Genomic DNA, 19,087 nt, shown 5'->3' on the forward strand with positions numbered 1-19,087 from the left:
CATGCATCTCCAAAATAACTACTTAGAAGATCTTAACCATCTCAATTTAAGAAGACAAAACTGGCTTCAGTTGTTACTATTTTGTAGTGCTATAGTAATGGTGAGCACACCCATCCGCGCTCAAATGACTCCAGATAATACCTTAGGAGCGGAAAGTTCAGTCGTTAAATCTAATATTATCATTAATGGAGTGAACGGCGATCGTATTGAAGGTGGTGCTAGGCGGGGAGGCAATCTCTTTCACAGCTTCAGTCAATTCAATATTAATGATGATCAAAGAGTGTACTTTGCGAACCCTAGCGGGGTGGAGAATATCCTCACGAGAGTTACGGGCGGACAAGTATCGAATATTTTTGGGACTTTGGGAACCGAAGGCAGTGCCAATCTCTTCTTACTTAACCCCAATGGAATTGTGTTCGGTTCCAATGCTCGGTTGGATATTGGTGGTTCGTTTGTAGCGACAACAGCAAACGCAGTTCGCTTTGGAGGAATAGGAAACTTCAGCGCTACCAAGCCCGAAGTTCCACCTGTGTTAACTATCAACCCCGATGCATTGCTCTTTAACCAGATAAGCGCGGGTGCGATCGTCAATAACTCCGTTGCACCTTCCGAATTAGATCCATCTTCTAGTTTTATTGCTCGGGGTTTGCGAGTCCCAGATGGCAAGAGTTTGTTGTTGGTAGGCGGTGAGATCCAAATGGATGGTGGCAGTTTATATGCTTTTGGCGGGCGAGTGGAGCTAGGTGGCTTGGCAGGTGTAGGGACAGTGGAATTGAAGGTCGATGGTCAGAATCTAAGTTTGAATTTTCCCAATGGTGTAGAAAGAAGTGATGTTTTCCTGAGCAATGGATCTGTAGTGGATGCGATCGCAGGCGATGGTGGAAGTATCGCGATAAATGCTCGGAATTTAGAAATGAGAAGCAGAAGTGGCTTATACGCAGGCATAGCGAGAGGCATAGGTTCTGATAGCAGTCAGTCAGGAAATATCGATATTCATGCAACTGTCGCTATCAATCTTAACAATATTAGTTCGATTATTAATGCTGTACAACCAGAAGCAAAAGGACACGGAGGTAATGTCAATATTAGGACTAGCAACTTGCTGGTTCAGGGTGGGTCACAAATAGGTGCTGGTACATTTGGTATAGGCAAGGGGGGATCGTTGATTGTTAATGCTCAAGACATACAAATTATTGGTACAGGCGGCACAACAGGTAGAGGTAGCGGCTTATTTAGTTTCTCAGAACAAAATTCAACAGGGAATGCAGGTTCTTTGACCATAAAAACTGATTCCTTGCTTGTTAAAGATGTGGCAGTAGTGAGTGCTGCTACATTTGGTGCGGGTAAGGGGGGTTCTTTAACTATTGATGCTCAAAACATACAACTAATTGGTATAAGTAGTGGCTTATTTGCTTCCTCAGAACTAAACTCAACAGGGGATGCAGGTTCTTTGACCATAAAAACTGATTCCTTACTTGTCAAAGATGGGGCACAAATCAGTACTGGTACATTAGGTGCAGGTAAGGGTGGTTTTTTAATTATTGATGCTCAAGATGTGCAGTTGAGTGGTAGAAGCGGAAATCCTCAATTTCTCAGTAGTTTAACTACTGCCTCATCCTCAACAGGAGATGCAGGTTCTTTGACCATAAAAACTGATTCCTTACTTGTCAAAGATGGGGCAGTCATATTTACTGGTACATTTGGTGCGGGTAAGGGGGGTTCTTTAACTATTGATGCTAAAGACGTGCAACTAATTGGTACAAGCAGTAATCGTCGATTCGCTAGTGGCTTGTTAACCTCCTCTGTATCAACAGGGGATGCAGGTTCTTTGACCATAAAAACTGATTCATTGCTCATCAACAATGGGGCAGAAGTGAGTGCTAGTACATTTGGTGCAGGTAAGGGAGGTTCTTTAACTATTGATGCTCAAAACATACAATTGATTGATGGTGATATATCTGCCACTTCACAGCGAAACTCAACAGGGGATGCAGGTTCTTTGACCATAAAAACTGACTCCTTGCTTGCTAAAGATGGAGCACAAGTAAGTACTGGTACATTTGGTGCGGGTAAGGGGGGTTCTTTAACTATTGATGCTAAAAACGTGCAACTAATTGGGACAAGCACTGATGGTAAGTTTGGTAGTGGCTTGTATGCTTCTACAATACCAAACTCAACAGGGGATGCTGGAGATTTGATACTGAAAACTGAGTCCTTGCTTCTTTTAGATGGGGCACAAGTATTAACTGCTACATTTGGTGCAGGTAAGGGGGGTTCTTTAACTATTGATGCCTCCAATATAGTAGAAGTTGTTGGCACCTCTTTTAACGATATCTTGAGTAGTGCGATCGCAACATCTACAAATAGTTCTGGTGATGCAGGTAATGTAAATTTGAACGCCAGACGCTTAATTGTTCGTGACGGTGGTTCTCTGGCAGCAGAGACATCACAGACAAGTACCGGAAGTAGTGGTAATCTGGTCATTAATGTTAAAGATGCTGTAGAAGTGACAGGAATTTCCAACACAAATGAGCGCCTAAGTTCTCTGTCCGTTCGCAGTCGGGGTCAGGGACAGGCGGGAAATCTAACCGTAAACTCACCCCGCATTAGCGTAAAAGACAGGGGTGAGATTAACGCAGAGTCTTTTACGGCTGATGGTGGAAACATTACGCTCAACACCGATTTGCTGCTACTGCGTCGCGGCGGTACGGTTTCTGCAACTGCAGGTATTAACCAAGGTAAAGGCAATGGTGGCAATATTACAATTAATGCAAACAACGGCTTTATCGTTGCTGTTGCAGAAGAAAACAGTGACATTAGTGCTAATGCCTTTGAAGGTCGTGGAGGAAACATAAATATCATCACGAATGGTATTTATGGGTTACAGTACCGCCCTTCTCTCACTCAGTTAAGTGATATTAACGTTAGTTCCCAGTTTGGAATCAACGGGACGGTGCAAATCAACACACCTGACATCGACCCTAGTGGTAATTTAGTTGAACTGCCAGTCAATTTAGTAGATGCCACACAGCGAGTTTCGACTGGTTGCAATCGAGGAGGGAGACAAAGAAAGAATTCATTTACTGCTACCGGACGTGGAGGATTACCACCTTCTCCTATAGAACCATTAACGGAAGACTCCGTACTTGCTCAATGGGTGATACCTCTATCTTATGTGGGAACGACTGAAGCCGTAAATAGGACCAGTTTAGAAGCAAGCGGCACTGCCACAACACATTTATCAACTCAAATTGTGGAAGCCTCTAATTGGGTAATAGATCGCAATGGCGATATTGTTTTAGTCGCAGGAGCACCTGGGACGGTACTTTACAATTCTACTTCTCTCAATGCATCTTGCTCTGTTTTCTAAACCCTCAAATCGACACAATATAGATCAATACGGTTCAGTTAACAATATCTAATCCTTGAAGAGCCCCACTTCCCCAATCGAAAGAGGAACTTTATTCCCCCCTTTTCAAGCTACGGTGTACACACAAGTCTTCTAAACTTGTGCCGCAGGCTTTTGATCCCCCCTACCCCCCTTAAAAAGGGGGGAAAATACTCTTAAAGTCCCCCTTTTCAAGGGGGATTTAGGGGGATCTACGATGATTTTGGCTTTGTACCAGAGATCTGTGTACACCGTAGCCTTTTCAAGGGGGGCTAGGGGGGATCAAGTTTTAACTGAACCGTATTGCATTATAAGTATTATCCTTCTGCTCAAGCAGTTACTAGCCGATCGCAGGTTATATGGCAATACCAATGACAAATGACCAATAACAAGTAACCACCGTATATTTACAATTCCTTTAGAATGCCTATAGATGTGAAAGACAACTTGCATGTCACAATTTTGTTTTGGTGGTCGCATAACAAAGGAGAAACGATCCTATGGGGCTTTTTGACCAGATTATCAATGCAATTGACAATCCCAACCAACAAGGTAATACCGGACAATTGGGTGATATTCTTAACACAGTACAGCAACTCAGTGGCAATACTGGTACAGACTCCTCAACAATGCAGTCAGCTTTGGGTATTGTAGGCAACTACGTGCGTTCTGCATTGCAAGAAAAGCGAAATACGGAAGGTAATGAAGCAGCACAAGAGGTTGTAAACCAATACAGCGGTACTTCCCCCAACCCTCAAGCTGTTGATTCGTTATTTCCTCCTTTTGTACAGCAACAAGTCAGTGATGTTGTTGCTCAGCGCACGGGCTTAAATGCTGGTATGGTTCAACAACTATTACCAGTTTTGGTTCCCTTAGTGCTAAATCTGTTGCGATCGGGATCGAATGCCCAAAATCCCCAAGCAGGAGGAAATTCCGTGCTCAATTCTTTCCTTGACTCTGACGGAGATGGCGATGTTGACATCATGGATGCTATGCAAATGGCAAGTCGGTATCTGGGAAGGTAAAAATTGAAAGACTCAGATCCCCGACTCTCCAAGACGTTGGGGATCTTGTTGCTTATAAGTCGATACGGTTCAGTTTAGAATATCTAATCCTTAAAGAGCCCCCCCTTATTTTCTCTTAACCAAGCAGTATTGGGAGTGTACCTGGTACGAAGACTGGGTAGCGCTGCTGTAAATTTTTGTTGCGTGGTCATGACGGGCAGCCCCTGATTAATGGGTGCCTTGGTGATAAGTGATTGCTTATTAGCTGGTTTCTAGGCACTTTGTTAGATATTCATACCATAGTGGGTATATTAAATATCAAGCAATTAGTCTCTAAACAGGGTAGACAGTATGTTAACGATACAGTGGCAAGAAGAAATTACATCATTGCAGCAAAGCTTGAGACGTGAAATTAGCAGAATATCAGATGATTCAGAAATTAATATAATTAAACATATTTGTATTAATAATCTAGAATCAAAGTTAGAACGGTTAGAAGAAATTGAAAAAAATCTTAATATAGATAAATATAAAATTGCTTTTATCGGTACTATTGGACAAGGAAAAACGACAGCTATCTGTCATCTATTTAACTTAATTGGTGACTTTAAAGTTTCTAAAAATATTGGTAGTAAAACTAAAGATGTAATCGAAACTAAAGAATTACTATCAACAGGTTCGGGGAGAACTACTCTATGTGAGGTTATTCTTAAGGCATCCGAAAAAACTTACATAGAGATAGAGCCCTATACAGTTGATGAGATGGAAAACCTTATCTTTGAATTCTGCGATTCTATTGCAAATAAAGATCATCCCTACTTAGAGCAGAAAATAATTATTTCTCAAGAGATTGAAAGAGCTATTAGGAACATTACAGAACTTAGAATTAATAGTAACACTGTTTTTGAAAGTGATAAAAAAAGTATCATAAGAAACGATGTTGCAAAGGAAATATTTGAAAAATTAGGGCTAGAAGAACTGAAAAAAGTTGCGTTAAATAATGCAAATCTTGAACTCAGAACTAAGATTCAACTTGAATTTGACAACCAAGGTAATGAGAAAGAATGGATAAGAAATAGCTTTTCTGATATCAATAATGTTCTATTAAAGGAATTTGCTATACCGAGAAAAATATATCTTTATGTGAGCTATGATGTTTTATCTGGCTCAAACTTGTCTCAGTTCGATTCAGTTGTTGATACCAAAGGACTTGACGAGAACCCCATTCGTAAAGACTTACAGAAATATATTGAGAGTCAGGATACCATTTGTCTTTTTGTAACTCCCTTCAGTGCTGCTCCTGAAGCTAATATTACTAAATTAATGGGCTATCACCTTACATCTAAATCTAAAGAATTTCATCATAGATTTGTAACTGTGGCATTACCTCGTAGAAATGAACCTGAAAAAACAACTGGAAGCGACGGTAGTTGGGATTTAGGAGTTCAAATCAAAAAGGAAGAAATTCTAGCTGCATTCGGAAATTTGAATTTAGATTTCTTTCCAGAAAATGTCTTGTTTTATGACTCCTTGAGATACTATCGTGATGACATAGTCAAGATAAATGAAATTTACGATGAAGAAGATGTACAAGCAGAGAAAAATGAATTTATCAAAGCTATAGGAGATATAGTACAACGTAGACGAAATCTTTTATTGAACGAAATCAAGAATATTAAAGAAAGCTTTGCAAAAATTAAAAGCGGTGATGCTTTGACAGGAGTAGAAATCAAAGCACTTGAAAATGCAATTCAAAAGATAGAAAATTTACGACGCTTGGGTAAAAGAGTTCCTAGTTTTGTTTATGAAGATTTTATTGATAAATACCTTGAATACTATTGTAATACTTATAAAGCATGGAACACTAAACACGCTATCCATAGAAATTTTGGTTATTATGAGCCAAGGGACATAGATATTTATTTTGATGCAAAGGTGGTTGCAGAGGGAATAGATGAAGATGAAATGTTGAAGAAATTTACTAAAGAAGTCAAGCAAGAGTTAGAAAATATTTTAGGCGATCTAATTTTTACAAATGAATCTTTAAAAACATTAATTCCTGAATTAGTTAAAGAATTTTACGTATTATATGACAATTTTGTATACGAAGTAGGTACACAAATTGAAGAAGAAATCAAGATAAAACTATCACCTCAAAGCGGAAAATCCGAGTTTTGGAATGCTCTAATTGCAGAGAAAGGTAAGCAAAGGAATAAGGGAGAAAGTTTTGCGGGTAATGTATGCCAGACATTTAAGCGAGAACTGGAATTAGAAACAAACTTGAATAAATTTTTCCAGAGTAAAGCTGAAGAACATTGGGAAAAATTAGTTGTTAAAATACTAGGCTTCTTTGGACAAAAATAGAAAAGTTATCAATTCCACAGTTAATACATAGCTCGGGGCACAATATATTTAGTTGTGTCCTTTAAACACTCCCTCACCATTAGATAATTCTAAAATTTTTATGTATTGTATAAATGAAGAAATTTATCGAAAGCTTGATATATATACAAAAAATCATAAAAAATATACAAAATGTTTAATTAGAGAAATAGAAATACCTATTAATGGAAGACCAGAAGAGTTAGTCAGGCAAATATTTCTGATTTTTTTAATTAAAGAAACTGGATTATTTCCCTTGAATATTAGTATTAAAGTCGAATCCAACAATCATGATATAGAAATATATAGAAAACAAATCAATGATAGCTTTAAGCCTCATCAGAATCCTCTGCTCATTGTGGAAGTAAAACGAGAAGATGCGAATTTGCTAAATCATTACGATCAGATACAAAGATATTTAACAAAAACTGGTTGCGATCTTGGAATCTTATATAATTACCATGAAACTATAGCATTTACTGGAGAAGATAGTAATTTTAAAATTAATCACCTCAAAAATATTAGAGATGTAGAAGAATTGATTCAAAAAAAAAGTAATGTGACTGATTCTAATTTATTAGAATTTGAAAAAGCTCAAAATGGGAATTTTGAAAGCTTTGCTTATCTTGTTAATAAGTATGCTAGATATACAACTAATAAAATAGTGTTTAAACTTAAACAGTTACCAGACGAAATAGAAGGGTATTTATTCAAGATACAAAGAAATAAAGTATACTATGATGTCTGTGGTAAGTATTCCAAAAAACAGCAAAGTTTTGACGATCGGGATTTTGAAAAACTAATTTCTATTAAGTATTGAGAAACGTTTAGTGCTATCTCTAACGTTTCAGCTAAGCGCGTTAGTTTTTGAAAGATTACTACAAAAACGCCATTGATAGTAAAAATTTATCAACATGGGTAGAGCACCAAGAGTGTTGATAAGCACTCTTTCAGCTTGCGCTTCGCGATAAGCGAAGCTTAATAGCTCAAGCCGTATTACAAAAATTTACATCTTTCAGTGAATTAACTGGCACAAAATAGTGGCACATTTACCTAAATCACAAAGATGATGTAAGTGTCGCGCCATTAGCGTGCTGCTTATGTCACCAAACCTCGATCCTCCGCTTAAAATAGAACTTCGACTGCCATCGACTCATCCAGAATTACTGCAAGGGCTCGATTTATGGCTGGACATGGGTTTGATATCTGATGCTCAAGTTCGGCAGATTTGTCAGGAACACTTGGTATGTCGCGTGGTATTGCAACCTCAGACATTACCGAAACCACAAAAACCAGTCGCCTATAACAATATAGAGAAGTTACGCGTAACACCTCCACCGCCAGCAAAACGACCCATACCTCAAAAACCCAACATTCTTGCCCAAATGCTACAGTCGCTCGGAGAAGAATTAAGCGTCCGTTGGCTGCTGTTTTTAGGGATGTTCTTAGTTGTGTTGTCTTCTGGGGTACTTGCTGCTAGCCAATGGGATAAGTTTCCCGCCTCGGGGCAATATGGAGTTTTGCTTGCCTATACCCTAAGTTTTTGGGGAGTTAGTTTTTGGACTGGCAAACAATCTAATTTAAGCCTGACAACTCGAGCGTTGCTGATTGTGACTCTTTTGTTGGTACCAGTAAACTTCTGGGCAATAGATAGTTTTCAACTGTGGCGAAATCCCCTGAATTGGATTGTTATTGCTATAGCTTCGACTGTTCTGACAGCTATCACCGCCTTATCCACGCACAATCAAGTCTTTGCAACTAAAAAGAAAATTTCAAAATCAATTTTATTAAATATCTTAGGGCTATCGTACTTGCATTGGGGTTGGCAATTACTGGGACTGCCTCTTATTGCAGTATATTTTGCAACTATAGGAACGGCGATCGCTAGTATTTATCGCGCTCATTACCAGAAGAATTCCTCAAGTCCGGTCAATCCCTCCTCTCAGGATAATACTGAAAAAAATTCGCCTCCCGTTCAACAAAAAAGTGATAGTTCTCCGCCTACCCAAGCAAAAGAAGCCAGTATCAATTTATATACAATCGTTATTATTTATGCCTTAATCGTACTCTTGGGAAGAGCAATATTCATTGCCAAAGTCGATATTCAGCAACTAGGATTGGCGCTTGGCATTTGCGGTTGGTTGGTGACTTGGTTGTCATCCCCCCCAACCCCCAAACCCAAAGGGGATTTCCCATCCCCGCCCTCTCATCTCGCTTGGGAACCCCTTGGCGGTATCTTATTATTGCTGGGATGGTTGGTATCAGTGGGTTCACCATTTCCCTGGCAAGCGACAGCCGTGAGTTGCTTGGGTTTGTGGTTTTTCAACCGTCGCTTGCAACACGGTGGTGTCAGAGCAGATGTGGGAGCAATTTTTGTTATTGGGCTGGAGACAATTTGGCTCTTTTGGCGGTTAGTACCGGACAATTTCCAGCAAAGTCTTGTCACTCAAGCAACTCAACTCGTAGGTTCCCTGAATGCACCTTGGGAATTATTGAGTGTGGCGCTATTTCCCTACGTCATTTTTATGTTGGTGTTGGCGCGTAGGTTTTACCGCGTCCAGAAGGCGAAATTGGCTCATTTTGCAGAACTGCTGGCATTGCTATTTGGGCTTCTACTGACTGCGATCGGGTTGGCAAATCCAACATTGCGTTCTGTCAATTTAGTTTTATCCACAATAACTTTATGGAGAGTCAGTCAAAAACACCCTCGCACAAGAGATTATTTGGTATACATGACTCAGATATCTCTTGTGCTGACAATTTGCTCGGTTGTCGATCGCCTATTGCCAACTTTAACTCACGAAGCTTGGGCAAGTCTTTTGTTAGTTATTGCGATCGCAGAGTGGTTGTTGAGTCCGGGGTATGAAATCTGGCAACGCAGTGCTTGGCATATGGGTATCGCTTTAGCGGTGCTCAGCTACGTTCTACTGTGGGGAAATGCAAATCCCGCCTGGATTGGTTCTGGTAATGGCAGTGAAACGTGGGGTCTTCTTTGGCTGGCAACTCCAATGACACTAACGGGTCTTGCAAGTTGGGGGTATAAAACAAAAACCCGCGTTGCATGGCGTTCCATCTCTAACATTTGGTTGAGTATTGGTAGTTTAGGGCTTGTTCAGTTACTGACTTTGCCTTTAACTGGAGGTCGGTTAATTGGTTTGGCTGTCGCCACGACTTTGATGTTTGTCAACACGTATTACTTGCGGCAAAAATCATGGGCAGTCATGACTGTAGGTTATGGGTTGGGTGCGATCGCAGCCTTGTTATGGCAAGGAGTACCTGGTTTCCCAAGACTATCAGTCCCAGGCGGGTTTTTGGTAGGGGCAGCGATGATTGCTATCTTGTGGATATTGCGGTCATTCTTTGATAAGAAAAACACACAAAAACGCGTTGACACTGAGAATAAAGAAAGCCCCGTGGCTTCTTCAACTTTGCGACAAATTTACGCGATCGCATTTGATGGGTGGGCGATCGCGCTGTGCGGTGCTGAGTTATTCTTACTCAGTGCTCACTCCCTGCTAGTCTACCAAAACCTTGTTGAGCCGGGATTGTTGTATTTAATTTCCAGTGCGATCGTGTTATCAGCAATTGTATATCGTAGCTGGCGGCAACCCAATGATTGGGGATTTTATGGCATTGGTTGGTGTTTGGAATTACTCATTGCTGGGTTACTTGGTTTTGGCGAACATTCTCTTATCCAGATTGCGATCGCCAATGTAGCCTTAGGCTTGATGACTCAACTTTTAGGGGAGTGGTGGCAAAGGCGACACCAATTAGCAAAACTACCCAACCGCTGGCATATTTTGCCCTTAGTGTACGGGATTTTTGGGGTTTTGTTACGCTCCCAAACCTTGACCAACTGGACGGGTTTATCATCCTTTGCTGTGGCTTTGATTGCTATTGGTGTGGGGAGACGCCACCAAAAATACAAACCATTGGTTTACTTGGGGCTGATTGGCGTTTCGGTTTCCGCATACGAACTTTTGTTGTACCAACTCTTACAAGCATCGTCCGGAGCATATGGTGATGGTTTTATTGCCATGTCTGTTCTGGGAACTGGTATTATGTATGCCTATCGCGTTCTTTCACCTTGGCTGTTGAATTACTTGCGTTTAACAACTCAAGAACTCAACATAGTTGCTCACATTCACTGGGTTGTCAGCAGTAGTTTGTTAGTTGCTGCTTGTTTTAGCCCTGTAGAAGCAAAAACCCTCGGTTTGGGAACGGGATTATTTTTAATTCGTTATGCCATTTTTCAAGGTAGAACTCACTCGGAAAAGACTCCAGAGAAAGCAATCCCTTTATCTTCCATTTGGGTTTATGTTGGGTTGCTCCAAATCGCTTGTTTGAGGGTTTTTGCACCAGACACTCCAATACTAGAATTGCTAGAGAAACAGTTGCTGCCATGGGAAGGTGCGATCGCATCAATTGTTGCTTACTTTCTCTACATTTTGCCTTGGGAAACTTGGGGGTGGGATCGAACACCTTGGCGCAGAGCGGCATACTTGCTACCGCTAATATTTTTATGGCAAACCAAAGTAGAAGTTTTCCCAATCAGCTTGCTCGTTGCTGCAGGTTTTTATGCCATTGTTGCCAAAATTGATAATAAATTCCGCTCGATATATATCAGCCTAGCTTTGGCAAATTGGGCATTGTTCCGTTGGTTTATAGCTCTCAATTTTACAGGGGGTTTGTGGTACGTGACACCAATTGCTTTATCGCTGCTGTACATTGCTCAATTTAACCCCGATTTGAAATTACCAAGCAAGAAAGCCAACCGTCATCTTCTGCGGCTTCTAGGTTGCGGTATCATTTGTGGTTGGGCGGTTATTTTTGCGCGGAATGAGCCATTCATCCCTGGAATTTTCAGTCTCATTGCTATCTTTGCAGGATTGGGATTGCGAATCAGAGCTTTTCTTTATATTGGGGTGACTGCTTTTTTCATCACGAGTTTCTATCAACTGGTGCTGTTGAGTTTGCAATATTCATTTTTTAAATGGGTTGTCGGCTTGCTTGTGGGTATTGCACTCCTAACCATTGCTGCTAATTTTGAAACTCGTCGCGAACAACTGAATGCTTTACTTCGCAATGCCAGCCAGCAATTACAAGCGTGGGAATGATTGCTAATGGCTAATGGCTAATGGCTAATAGCTAATGGCTTGTTGACCATTACTCCCTTCGGTGCTCTAAAATTGCAGATCTGCTTTTCCTCTTACTCCCTTGCTCTTTGCGACGCCAGATGCTATCTCCTACGGAGACGCTGCGCGAACAACGGGGGGAACCCCCGCAACGCACTGGCTGGTCTTTGCGGTTCATTTAAATAGGTAATCTTCCGGCGGAAAGGGAGTAGCTATTAGCCATTAGCAGTCTTCACTCTGATTCAGTAAGAATCTAGATAGCATCTGGATCTTCTCCTAGCTCCCGCAATCGTGCTGCTAGCCGTTCGGCTCGCTGTCGCTCTTGTTCAGCTCGTTGCTGCTCTTGCTCGGCTCGCTGTCGCTCTTGTTCGGCTCGTTGCTGCTCTTGCTCGGCTCGTTGCTGCTCTTGTGCTACTCGTTGCTGCTCTTGTTCGGCTATTTCTTCTGGTAACAAGATTAAATTCTTTTGTTGGTCAAACAACCGCAACCAGTGACACGTACCTTGCGCGGGTTCGCGACGAATCTGTCCTTCCCATGTCCCCAACCATAGCTGTAAAGTTTCGCACCACAGCCAACCCAACTCATTAGCCTCTAGCGGTTGATAGCGTTGCTTGTTGTCCAATTGCCAACCTTCCAGAGATTGAGGATCGAACGGATCGAAGATGAAGTAACCCGCTGTGTGGAATGTTCGCTCATACAAGTGCTTCTTTTCCTCGCGGTCTACGCGTGCTGTGCTGGGTGATAGTAACTCAATAATTACATCGGGATAGCGCCCCTCTTCTTCCCATACTACCCAGCCTTGGCGATCGCGCTTCCCATCTACATCCAGCACCACAAAAACATCCGGTCCGCGAAAATCGCGATTCAATACCTGCAAGCTGCTGTAGTAGACGAACATATTGCCACCTACAAAAAAATCCTCTCGTCCACTGAGAGCCGCTTGCGCTGATTCAATCAAAACATTTATGGCAATCCTGTGGCGATTACTTTCCAATGGTTCTCCATCATCAAATATCAAATTTGTCGGTGGTGTTGGCACTTCATATGGCTCAACCTGTGGCCATTTTGTCTCCGCTTTGGTTGTGGTATCTGGGGACATAGCCTTTTCTAGTACGGTTACGCAAGTGGCTTGTTTGGCTTAGCTGAACTGGGAAAACAGTCAATTTTTCCTTTCAGTTCAGCCGATCGTAGCATATTGTGACTTCAAGTTTTTTGGTAGAGACGCTTTCATTCAGCGCGTCTTTACACCGTTTTTTGGAGATGTCTATTTATTTATGCATGCCAAAGGCAGAGAACACAAAGAGAAAAGCAGAGATTGTATTTCTATTAAAATATCTCAACTTCTATCTTTGAGCCCTCCGGACGCTTATAAACCTTCACTTGTGGCAATCGCTCTCCCAATGCCTTAACATGAGTAATGACCCCAATCAATCGGTCCTGCTGTCGTAAAGATTGTAAAATTTGGTAGACAGTTTCTAGCGTATCTGCATCCAATGTTCCAAATCCTTCATCTAAAAACAGACTCCCTAACTCTGCACCCATAGATAATTTTTCCGACAAAGCAAGTGCCATAGAAAGAGATGCAGCAAATGTTTCGCCACCTGAAAGAGTTTGTACTCGTCTCAAGTCACCACCATTCCAATTATCCTCAACCGAGTAATCTCCATCTTGAATTCTCAGCGCATAGCGAGAATCTGTGAGTTCTTGCAAAACATGGGTTGCACGAGTTACCAACTCTCTTTCTAAGTGTTCCAAAGCAAAAGCTTGAAATTCATCCGTTTTGAGGCTGCGAGCGAGATTGGTATAAGTATCTGCTTGTGTCCTTACTAAAGACAATTCCTCTTGGCGTTTTTCAGCTTGCTTCTGCTTCGATCGAGCATCTTGTATCCAAGCCATTAATTGAGCCAGTTGATTTTGTGCTTGTTTGAGTTCTCCATCAGCTGCACTCTTGGCATCTCGCAAAGATTGGATGGTCTCTGGGGTTGTGGTGCGATCGCCTACCTGTGATTTGGCTTCTTCAACTCGTGTTTCTATTTCCACTTTCCCTGTATCGTAATCTAAAATCTCTCCTTTCCAAAAAGTTTGCTGTTTGGAATCAGCCCGCGCCGTTAGAAAACTTTCCTCAGTAAACCCTTCAGAAACAAGTGCAACTTGCCAAGTGGATTCGAGCTGTTGTTCTTGACGACGTGCTGTATCTGCATCATCGCGAGCTTTTTTGTCTTCAGTTTCATACCGAATCACTTTTTTCTCTGCAACTTGATAAGCCTCAGTCACCTGTTTCAGTTGTTTTTCCAATTTCTGCTTGTCTTTTTCTAATTCTGTTTGCAGCTGTGCATGGGATTTACCCCCAGAAATCTCATGCAATTTTGTTTCCACTTCCTGCAATTGATTTTCCCAACGTTGGGCTTCCTGTTGAGCCCGATCGCATTCTGTTACAGCTGTTGTATGAGTCTTGCGAGTGGCTTCTAATGCTTGTTGAGTTTCGCGCACCCGTGCTGCTGCATCTTTTTGTTTGGATAAAGTTTGATGATATAAGCGATCGCTTTCTTGCAATGCTTTAAATTCTTTATTCAGTGCGTTGATTTCCCAACCATCTGTTTCCAGTACAGAGCTAATTTCCTGTTTTAACTTGGTTAATCGCTTCTCAGAATTAGCTAATTCCTCTTGAGCTTCTACTTCTTTTTGCTTGGCATTTTCTAAATTTGTTTCGGCTATAGCAACAGATTTCTCTATTGCCTTATACTCTTTTTCTGCTTCCTCTTTCTGAGATAACAATTCTGTTGTATCAACTTGCTCAATCTCTGGTAAACTTAGTAGGCTTGCTGTTACATATGTTCCATTACAAACAGGACAGTTATCTCCATCATGTAATGTCTGACGTAAAGCAGCAGCATGGTTACTTTGTAATGCGATCTGATTCGCTGCTTCAGCTTCTTGTAAAACTTTTTGCTTTTCTTGTAAAACTAATTTTGCTTTTTCTAATTTTCCCCGATTTTCCCGAGCTTTTTTCTCTAAGTTTTGCCGTTCTAAAATTGTTTGCTCTAATTTTTGACGAAAATTATCAGTCTGTTCCTGTAATAACTTATAAGAACCAAGCCGTTGTGACACCTCCTGAAGTTGATCTAACCGAGTACCACCTGGAGAATATTGAGTCAGTTCCTTTTCCGCATCTTCAACTTGCTGGCTAGCCGCTTGCAGTTTCTTCTCAGCATTACTTAATTCCTGCTTGGCTAAAGCTAAATTATTCTGTCTTTGGGAGAGTGTTTGACGGCTGCGTGTTAATTCCGTTTGATACTGCTGTTTTTGTTCTTCATAATTTCGCGCTGAGGTTAAAGCTTCCTCTCTCACCTTGAACTGAGCTTCTACCTGTTTTTGGTATTCTGTAACTTCATCAAGTTTTGTCTTATTTTGCTCTAATTCCTGCGTGGCTTGAGTGAGATTTTTTTGTGTAGAAACAACCTCAGCCTGTGCTTTTGTGAATCTCTCTCTAGCAGCTTTCACCAAAGCATAAGTGTCCTTAATTTGGTCAGCAGCTTGAGATTGTTGCAGCCGTAGTTTATATTCTTCAATTTTTCCAGATTGAGAAATCAGTTGCTCTAACTGCGATCGCATCTCGTTTAACCGCTCTATTTGCTTTAACAAACTTTCTTCTTTATCCAGCGCTTTTTGTGCTTTAAAGACTGCTTCGTTCAACCCAACTATCCCCTGTTCGAGAGTTTTGCACTGCTGTTGTTTTTCTGCAAATAACTCTGTTGAGGGTAACTCTAACTCCTCCAACTGACGCTCGAGAATTTGATATTCCTTTTTCAAACCATCAGCTTGTCCTTGAGCTTGTTGGCGCATTCTTTCAAAAATCTGAAAGCCAGCTAAATCCCGCAATATTTCCCGACGTTTAACTTTACTTCCTTTAATAAATTCATCAAACTTACCTTGAGGCAATAAAATGACACGAGTAAAAGTTTCATAATCCATCGCCAACACTTGCTCGATTCGCTTGGTGACATTCTTTGTCTCCAATTTTTCCCAGGTGTCATTTTGCAGCCATTCCAACAGAACTTTACTCTCAGCAGTTTTAGGACGATCCCGCCAAGTCCGAGTGACGCGATACTCCACTCCACGGACTGAGAAGCGAAAACTGACTTTCAGATTTTGGCTTCCAAGACTCACCAGTTCTTTAGCAGTCGCATCCTTTCCAAATCGAGCAACATGACCGTAAAGTGCAAAAGTGATAGCATCCAGAAGAGAAGTTTTGCCTGCGCCTGTGGGTCCCGTGATGGCAAACAGATCGAGTTCGGAAAAATCGAGAGTTTCGCGAGAGCGAAAACTGGTAAAACCTTCAAGGGATAATTCAAGCGCTCGCATCACTCATCTCCTGATATAGTTTTTCAAATGCTTCTAATATCGATGGCGGTACCGTGTTTTCATGACGCTGCAAGTAGTAGCGGCGAAACTCTTCCACAGCATCAAATTGATTGTCTTCCCGGTACTCAGTCGCAATTTCTTGCTCGGTTTTTAAGTAATGAGGTTCGACAATCAATGTCTGGGGACAAACTTTACGCACCATCTCAGCTAAACCCGTTTTAGGCGCTGTTAGTTCAACCACCAACTTTAAAAATCCTGGATGCGTCCGATTAGCTTCTAAAGTGTCTTCTAAATCGTTTTCATGACATCGAACAACTTTTAAAGGCTTTTGGCAAGGAACAGGAATAAATTCTGGTTTTGCAGGGCGTCCCGGTTCTACTTCAACGAGATAAAATCCTTTTTCTTCCCCTGCTTCACCAAAATCAATCTGAACTAAAGACCCTGCGTAACAAGTCGGTGCGGCGTGAGAAATCTTTTGGGGTTTGTGAATGTGACCGAGGGCAATATACTGGGCTGTCGGTGGTAAAGTTTGCCCGGAGATAAGATATGTATCTCGCGTATAGTAATCGACTTCTGAGTAAGCTCGTAAAGACCCTTCAATGGTCATGTGTGCCATGATAACGTTAACGCTATCATCTCGGAACTGAGTTGCTAGTTTACCTAAAAGTTTTTGTACCTGAAAGCGGTAATGCTGGCGTTGTTCTAAATCATCTTTATCCCACAAATCTTCATATTTCAATAATCTACGTTCCGAGGCAAATGGCATCGCTGCAACGCACAACTTTCCACTAGGAGTGTCAACGTGAATCACACCCCCTTTGTTTGGCGGTTGCGGTCTCCCTAACGCTTGGACTCCCACAAATGAGAGAAGTTTTGCGATCCCATCAAAACGAAAAGCAGAGTCGTGATTTCCCGCGATCGCAACTGCAGGAATTTTTGCCTCTTTCAGTTTACAGAAGAAATTATAGGCAACTTGTTCGGCTTCAGCAGGTGGATTTGGAACATCATAAATATCACCTGCTACTAAAACAGCATCCACTTGTCGTGCTTTTGCTTGCTTGAGTATTTCATCGAGCGCCGCTGCAATTTCTGGCGTGCGGTCTTCACCTTTAAGTCGTTTTCCTAAATGCCAATCAGCAGTATGGATTAAGCGCATATAAATTTTTGATTTTAGATTTTGAATGACTCGCGTCTCACCATAGAATTAGCGATCGGGAATCTAGTGTATTCTTTTCATTTTTAATACGCTAACCTACAACTCGTCTATCTCGTTAGCGAGCATTTCCGTTCAAACAAGCTTTGTTACAAAAAGTTGCATTAAGGCTTGCCAGCCTGCACGAGTGGTTCATCAAAAAGGAACCTCTACAGGGCAAGGTGCAGAAACTCTCTCGTTAACGCAGTAGAGTCAAGTCATTCATTATGAAATTTGTAGTACCCCCTTGACATCATGTAAAACGCATACTACATTTGTAGTATAGAAAAAAAGCCTCCTCAAAAGGCAAAACAAAAACCCTTTAGAACCTTGACAATTGCATAAATCCCACTTTTGGGGCCGCGATTGGCGTTCGGCTGCTCCGAAACCAACAAACGGACGGTTGCAGCAGTCGGGTTCGATCCCCGACGGCTCCACTTGCCTCGACTTTGACTGAAGTTGCAATGGTCTAATTGAGGCAATATCTGCGGTTCTGCGCTTGGTGCAGAACGCAATTACTTGTGCCTTGGGTCTGTAGCTCTAACGGTAGAGTTCCCAGATGTTACTTGTGCCCTGACAGAAAAAGCTTACATACTAGCTCAACAGTAGAGCGATCGTCTCTAAAACGATAAGTTGCAGGTGCGATTCCTGCGTGTGTTACCACAGCTTTTTCAACTTGCATGAGGTGTGAGTGTAACTCTCACAGGGAGGGTATCGGTTCAATCCCGGTCAGATCCACTCAATAATTTGTAATTAAAAAGAGGTGATTCCAATGGTTCATATTCGATTTGAAGGACGTTCTGTTGATGTCTCAGAAACACAATTGGGAATTGCAGCTTCTATGAATGATGTGGCGGTCAAGGAGCGGATTGCTCGGCATTTAGATGTGAATAGCGATCGCCTCTCTGCTTATATAGTAGATCGTCGTCCTAGTGGGGATTTGATCGTTCGTCCTGAAGCTGTCTACGGTTGAAGATCTGAGTCTTCCGTGCCCTAACAAAAGAAGCTTACATACACATTGATAACGGTCCTAAGGTAGTAAAATTCGAGCGATCGAACAAGCGATGCAGATTTCTAAGTCTCTCGCAGACTTAGTATGCGTGCCCACTGCCAATATTTGGTAAGAGCGATCGTAGCTGTAAAAAGCTTCTTGAACTTGCACGGAATCATTAAAGATTTTATTCCGCGCCCTGACTTGTAAAGCTTACACACTGTCCGGCAACGGATTTGTAGGTTCAATTCCTACCGCTTCCACTCATGGGAGCGTAGCCTAATTGGTAAAGGCAATTGTGAAAAATGCTTTGCTAACTTGCGTGGAATTCCAATTATGTTACATCAACTTTCTAAAAACTAAAATTTCCACTTCGTGCCCCAACCGAAAAAGCTTACATACTAGCCGAATTGGAACAGGCGCTTGACTTAAAAGCAGGTAATTACGGGTTCAAATCCCGTGTATGAATCAACAGCTTTTTCAACTTGCATGAAGTGCTCTATTTATTTCAACTATGAGTTAACTGCAACTCATTGGAGGTTGCTATCGCAATCCTAAATCATTTGTAAAAAATTTGGATTGCTAATGGCTAATGGCTAATTGCTGATTGCTTTTTGACTATTAGCTATTAGC

General features: G+C 41.6%; 10 protein-coding genes and 1 tRNA gene. 7 read left to right on the forward strand and 4 right to left on the reverse strand.

Features of this window, described 5'->3' with window-relative positions; genetic code table 11:
- Window position 1: 1 nt before the first annotated feature.
- The 5 genes from AB0756_RS11975 to AB0756_RS11995 all read left to right on the forward strand — a co-directional run bounded on the left by AB0756_RS11975 (window position 2) and on the right by AB0756_RS11995 (window position 11,891).
- Window positions 2-3,370, forward strand: coding sequence for a two-partner secretion domain-containing protein (locus AB0756_RS11975; protein ID WP_050045107.1), 3,369 nt, complete (start codon window positions 2-4; stop codon window positions 3,368-3,370).
- Between the two features lie 518 nt (window positions 3,371-3,888).
- Window positions 3,889-4,413 carry a DUF937 domain-containing protein gene (locus AB0756_RS11980; RefSeq protein WP_038080525.1) on the forward strand — a complete coding sequence of 175 codons (525 nt, stop codon included), beginning with the start codon at window positions 3,889-3,891 and terminating at the stop codon, window positions 4,411-4,413.
- Between the two features lie 330 nt (window positions 4,414-4,743).
- Window positions 4,744-6,756, forward strand: a complete 2,013-nt coding sequence (locus tag AB0756_RS11985; RefSeq protein WP_038080523.1) for a hypothetical protein — start codon at window positions 4,744-4,746, stop codon at window positions 6,754-6,756.
- A gap of 100 nt (window positions 6,757-6,856) precedes the next feature.
- Window positions 6,857-7,594: a type I restriction enzyme HsdR N-terminal domain-containing protein gene (locus AB0756_RS11990; protein WP_038080522.1), complete on the forward strand. Its 738-nt coding sequence runs from the start codon at window positions 6,857-6,859 to the stop codon at window positions 7,592-7,594.
- Between the two features lie 280 nt (window positions 7,595-7,874).
- Window positions 7,875-11,891 carry a hypothetical protein gene (locus tag AB0756_RS11995; RefSeq protein WP_050045104.1) on the forward strand — a complete coding sequence of 1,339 codons (4,017 nt, stop codon included), beginning with the start codon at window positions 7,875-7,877 and terminating at the stop codon, window positions 11,889-11,891.
- Window positions 11,892-12,162: 271 nt separating this feature from the next.
- On the opposite strand, the gene AB0756_RS12000 is transcribed toward AB0756_RS11995, so the two are convergent.
- The 3 genes from AB0756_RS12000 to AB0756_RS12010 form a co-directional block, all read right to left on the reverse strand.
- Complete coding sequence (locus AB0756_RS12000) at window positions 12,163-13,008, reverse strand: Uma2 family endonuclease (RefSeq protein WP_038080521.1); 846 nt, start codon at window positions 13,006-13,008, stop codon at window positions 12,163-12,165.
- A gap of 227 nt (window positions 13,009-13,235) precedes the next feature.
- A complete protein-coding gene (locus AB0756_RS12005; RefSeq protein ID WP_038080519.1) occupies window positions 13,236-16,271 on the reverse strand; it encodes an AAA family ATPase in 3,036 nt (1,011 codons plus the stop codon).
- Window positions 16,258-17,427 carry a metallophosphoesterase family protein gene (locus AB0756_RS12010; protein WP_038080517.1) on the reverse strand — a complete coding sequence of 390 codons (1,170 nt, stop codon included), beginning with the start codon at window positions 17,425-17,427 and terminating at the stop codon, window positions 16,258-16,260. The genes AB0756_RS12005 and AB0756_RS12010 overlap by 14 nt, the downstream gene beginning before the upstream one ends.
- A gap of 808 nt (window positions 17,428-18,235) precedes the next feature.
- On the opposite strand from AB0756_RS12010, the gene AB0756_RS12015 reads away from it, so the two are divergent.
- On the forward strand, window positions 18,236-18,436 hold the full coding sequence (locus tag AB0756_RS12015; RefSeq protein WP_038080516.1) for a hypothetical protein: 201 nt from the start codon (window positions 18,236-18,238) through the stop codon (window positions 18,434-18,436).
- 57 nt (window positions 18,437-18,493) lie between these two features.
- Here the strand turns inward: AB0756_RS12015 and AB0756_RS12020 are convergent, their stop codons facing one another.
- Window positions 18,494-18,625, reverse strand: coding sequence for a hypothetical protein (locus AB0756_RS12020; RefSeq protein ID WP_272899684.1), 132 nt, complete (start codon window positions 18,623-18,625; stop codon window positions 18,494-18,496).
- Window positions 18,626-18,849: 224 nt separating this feature from the next.
- On the opposite strand from AB0756_RS12020, the gene AB0756_RS12025 reads away from it, so the two are divergent.
- A tRNA-Leu gene (locus AB0756_RS12025) sits at window positions 18,850-18,920 on the forward strand.
- The last annotated feature ends 167 nt before the right edge of the window (window positions 18,921-19,087 follow it).

The sequence above is a fragment of the Tolypothrix campylonemoides VB511288_2 genome (genome assembly GCF_045999855.1).
In the GTDB taxonomy this organism is placed as follows: domain Bacteria; phylum Cyanobacteriota; class Cyanobacteriia; order Cyanobacteriales; family Nostocaceae; genus Scytonema; species Scytonema bouteillei_A.

Excerpts from the sequence above, each read along its gene's own strand:
- AB0756_RS12010 (WP_038080517.1), bottom strand. The coding sequence starts at position 17,427 with ATGCGCTTAATCCATACTGCTGATTGGCATTTAGGAAAACGACTTAAA.
- AB0756_RS11985 (WP_038080523.1), top strand. The coding sequence starts at position 4,744 with ATGTTAACGATACAGTGGCAAGAAGAAATTACATCATTGCAGCAAAGC.
- AB0756_RS12005 (WP_038080519.1), bottom strand. The coding sequence starts at position 16,271 with ATGCGAGCGCTTGAATTATCCCTTGAAGGTTTTACCAGTTTTCGCTCT.
- AB0756_RS11995 (WP_050045104.1), top strand. The coding sequence starts at position 7,875 with ATGTCACCAAACCTCGATCCTCCGCTTAAAATAGAACTTCGACTGCCA.
- AB0756_RS12015 (WP_038080516.1), top strand. The coding sequence starts at position 18,236 with ATGGTTCATATTCGATTTGAAGGACGTTCTGTTGATGTCTCAGAAACA.
- AB0756_RS12000 (WP_038080521.1), bottom strand. The coding sequence starts at position 13,008 with ATGTCCCCAGATACCACAACCAAAGCGGAGACAAAATGGCCACAGGTT.
- AB0756_RS11980 (WP_038080525.1), top strand. The coding sequence starts at position 3,889 with ATGGGGCTTTTTGACCAGATTATCAATGCAATTGACAATCCCAACCAA.
- AB0756_RS11975 (WP_050045107.1), top strand. The coding sequence starts at position 2 with ATGCATCTCCAAAATAACTACTTAGAAGATCTTAACCATCTCAATTTA.
- AB0756_RS11990 (WP_038080522.1), top strand. The coding sequence starts at position 6,857 with ATGTATTGTATAAATGAAGAAATTTATCGAAAGCTTGATATATATACA.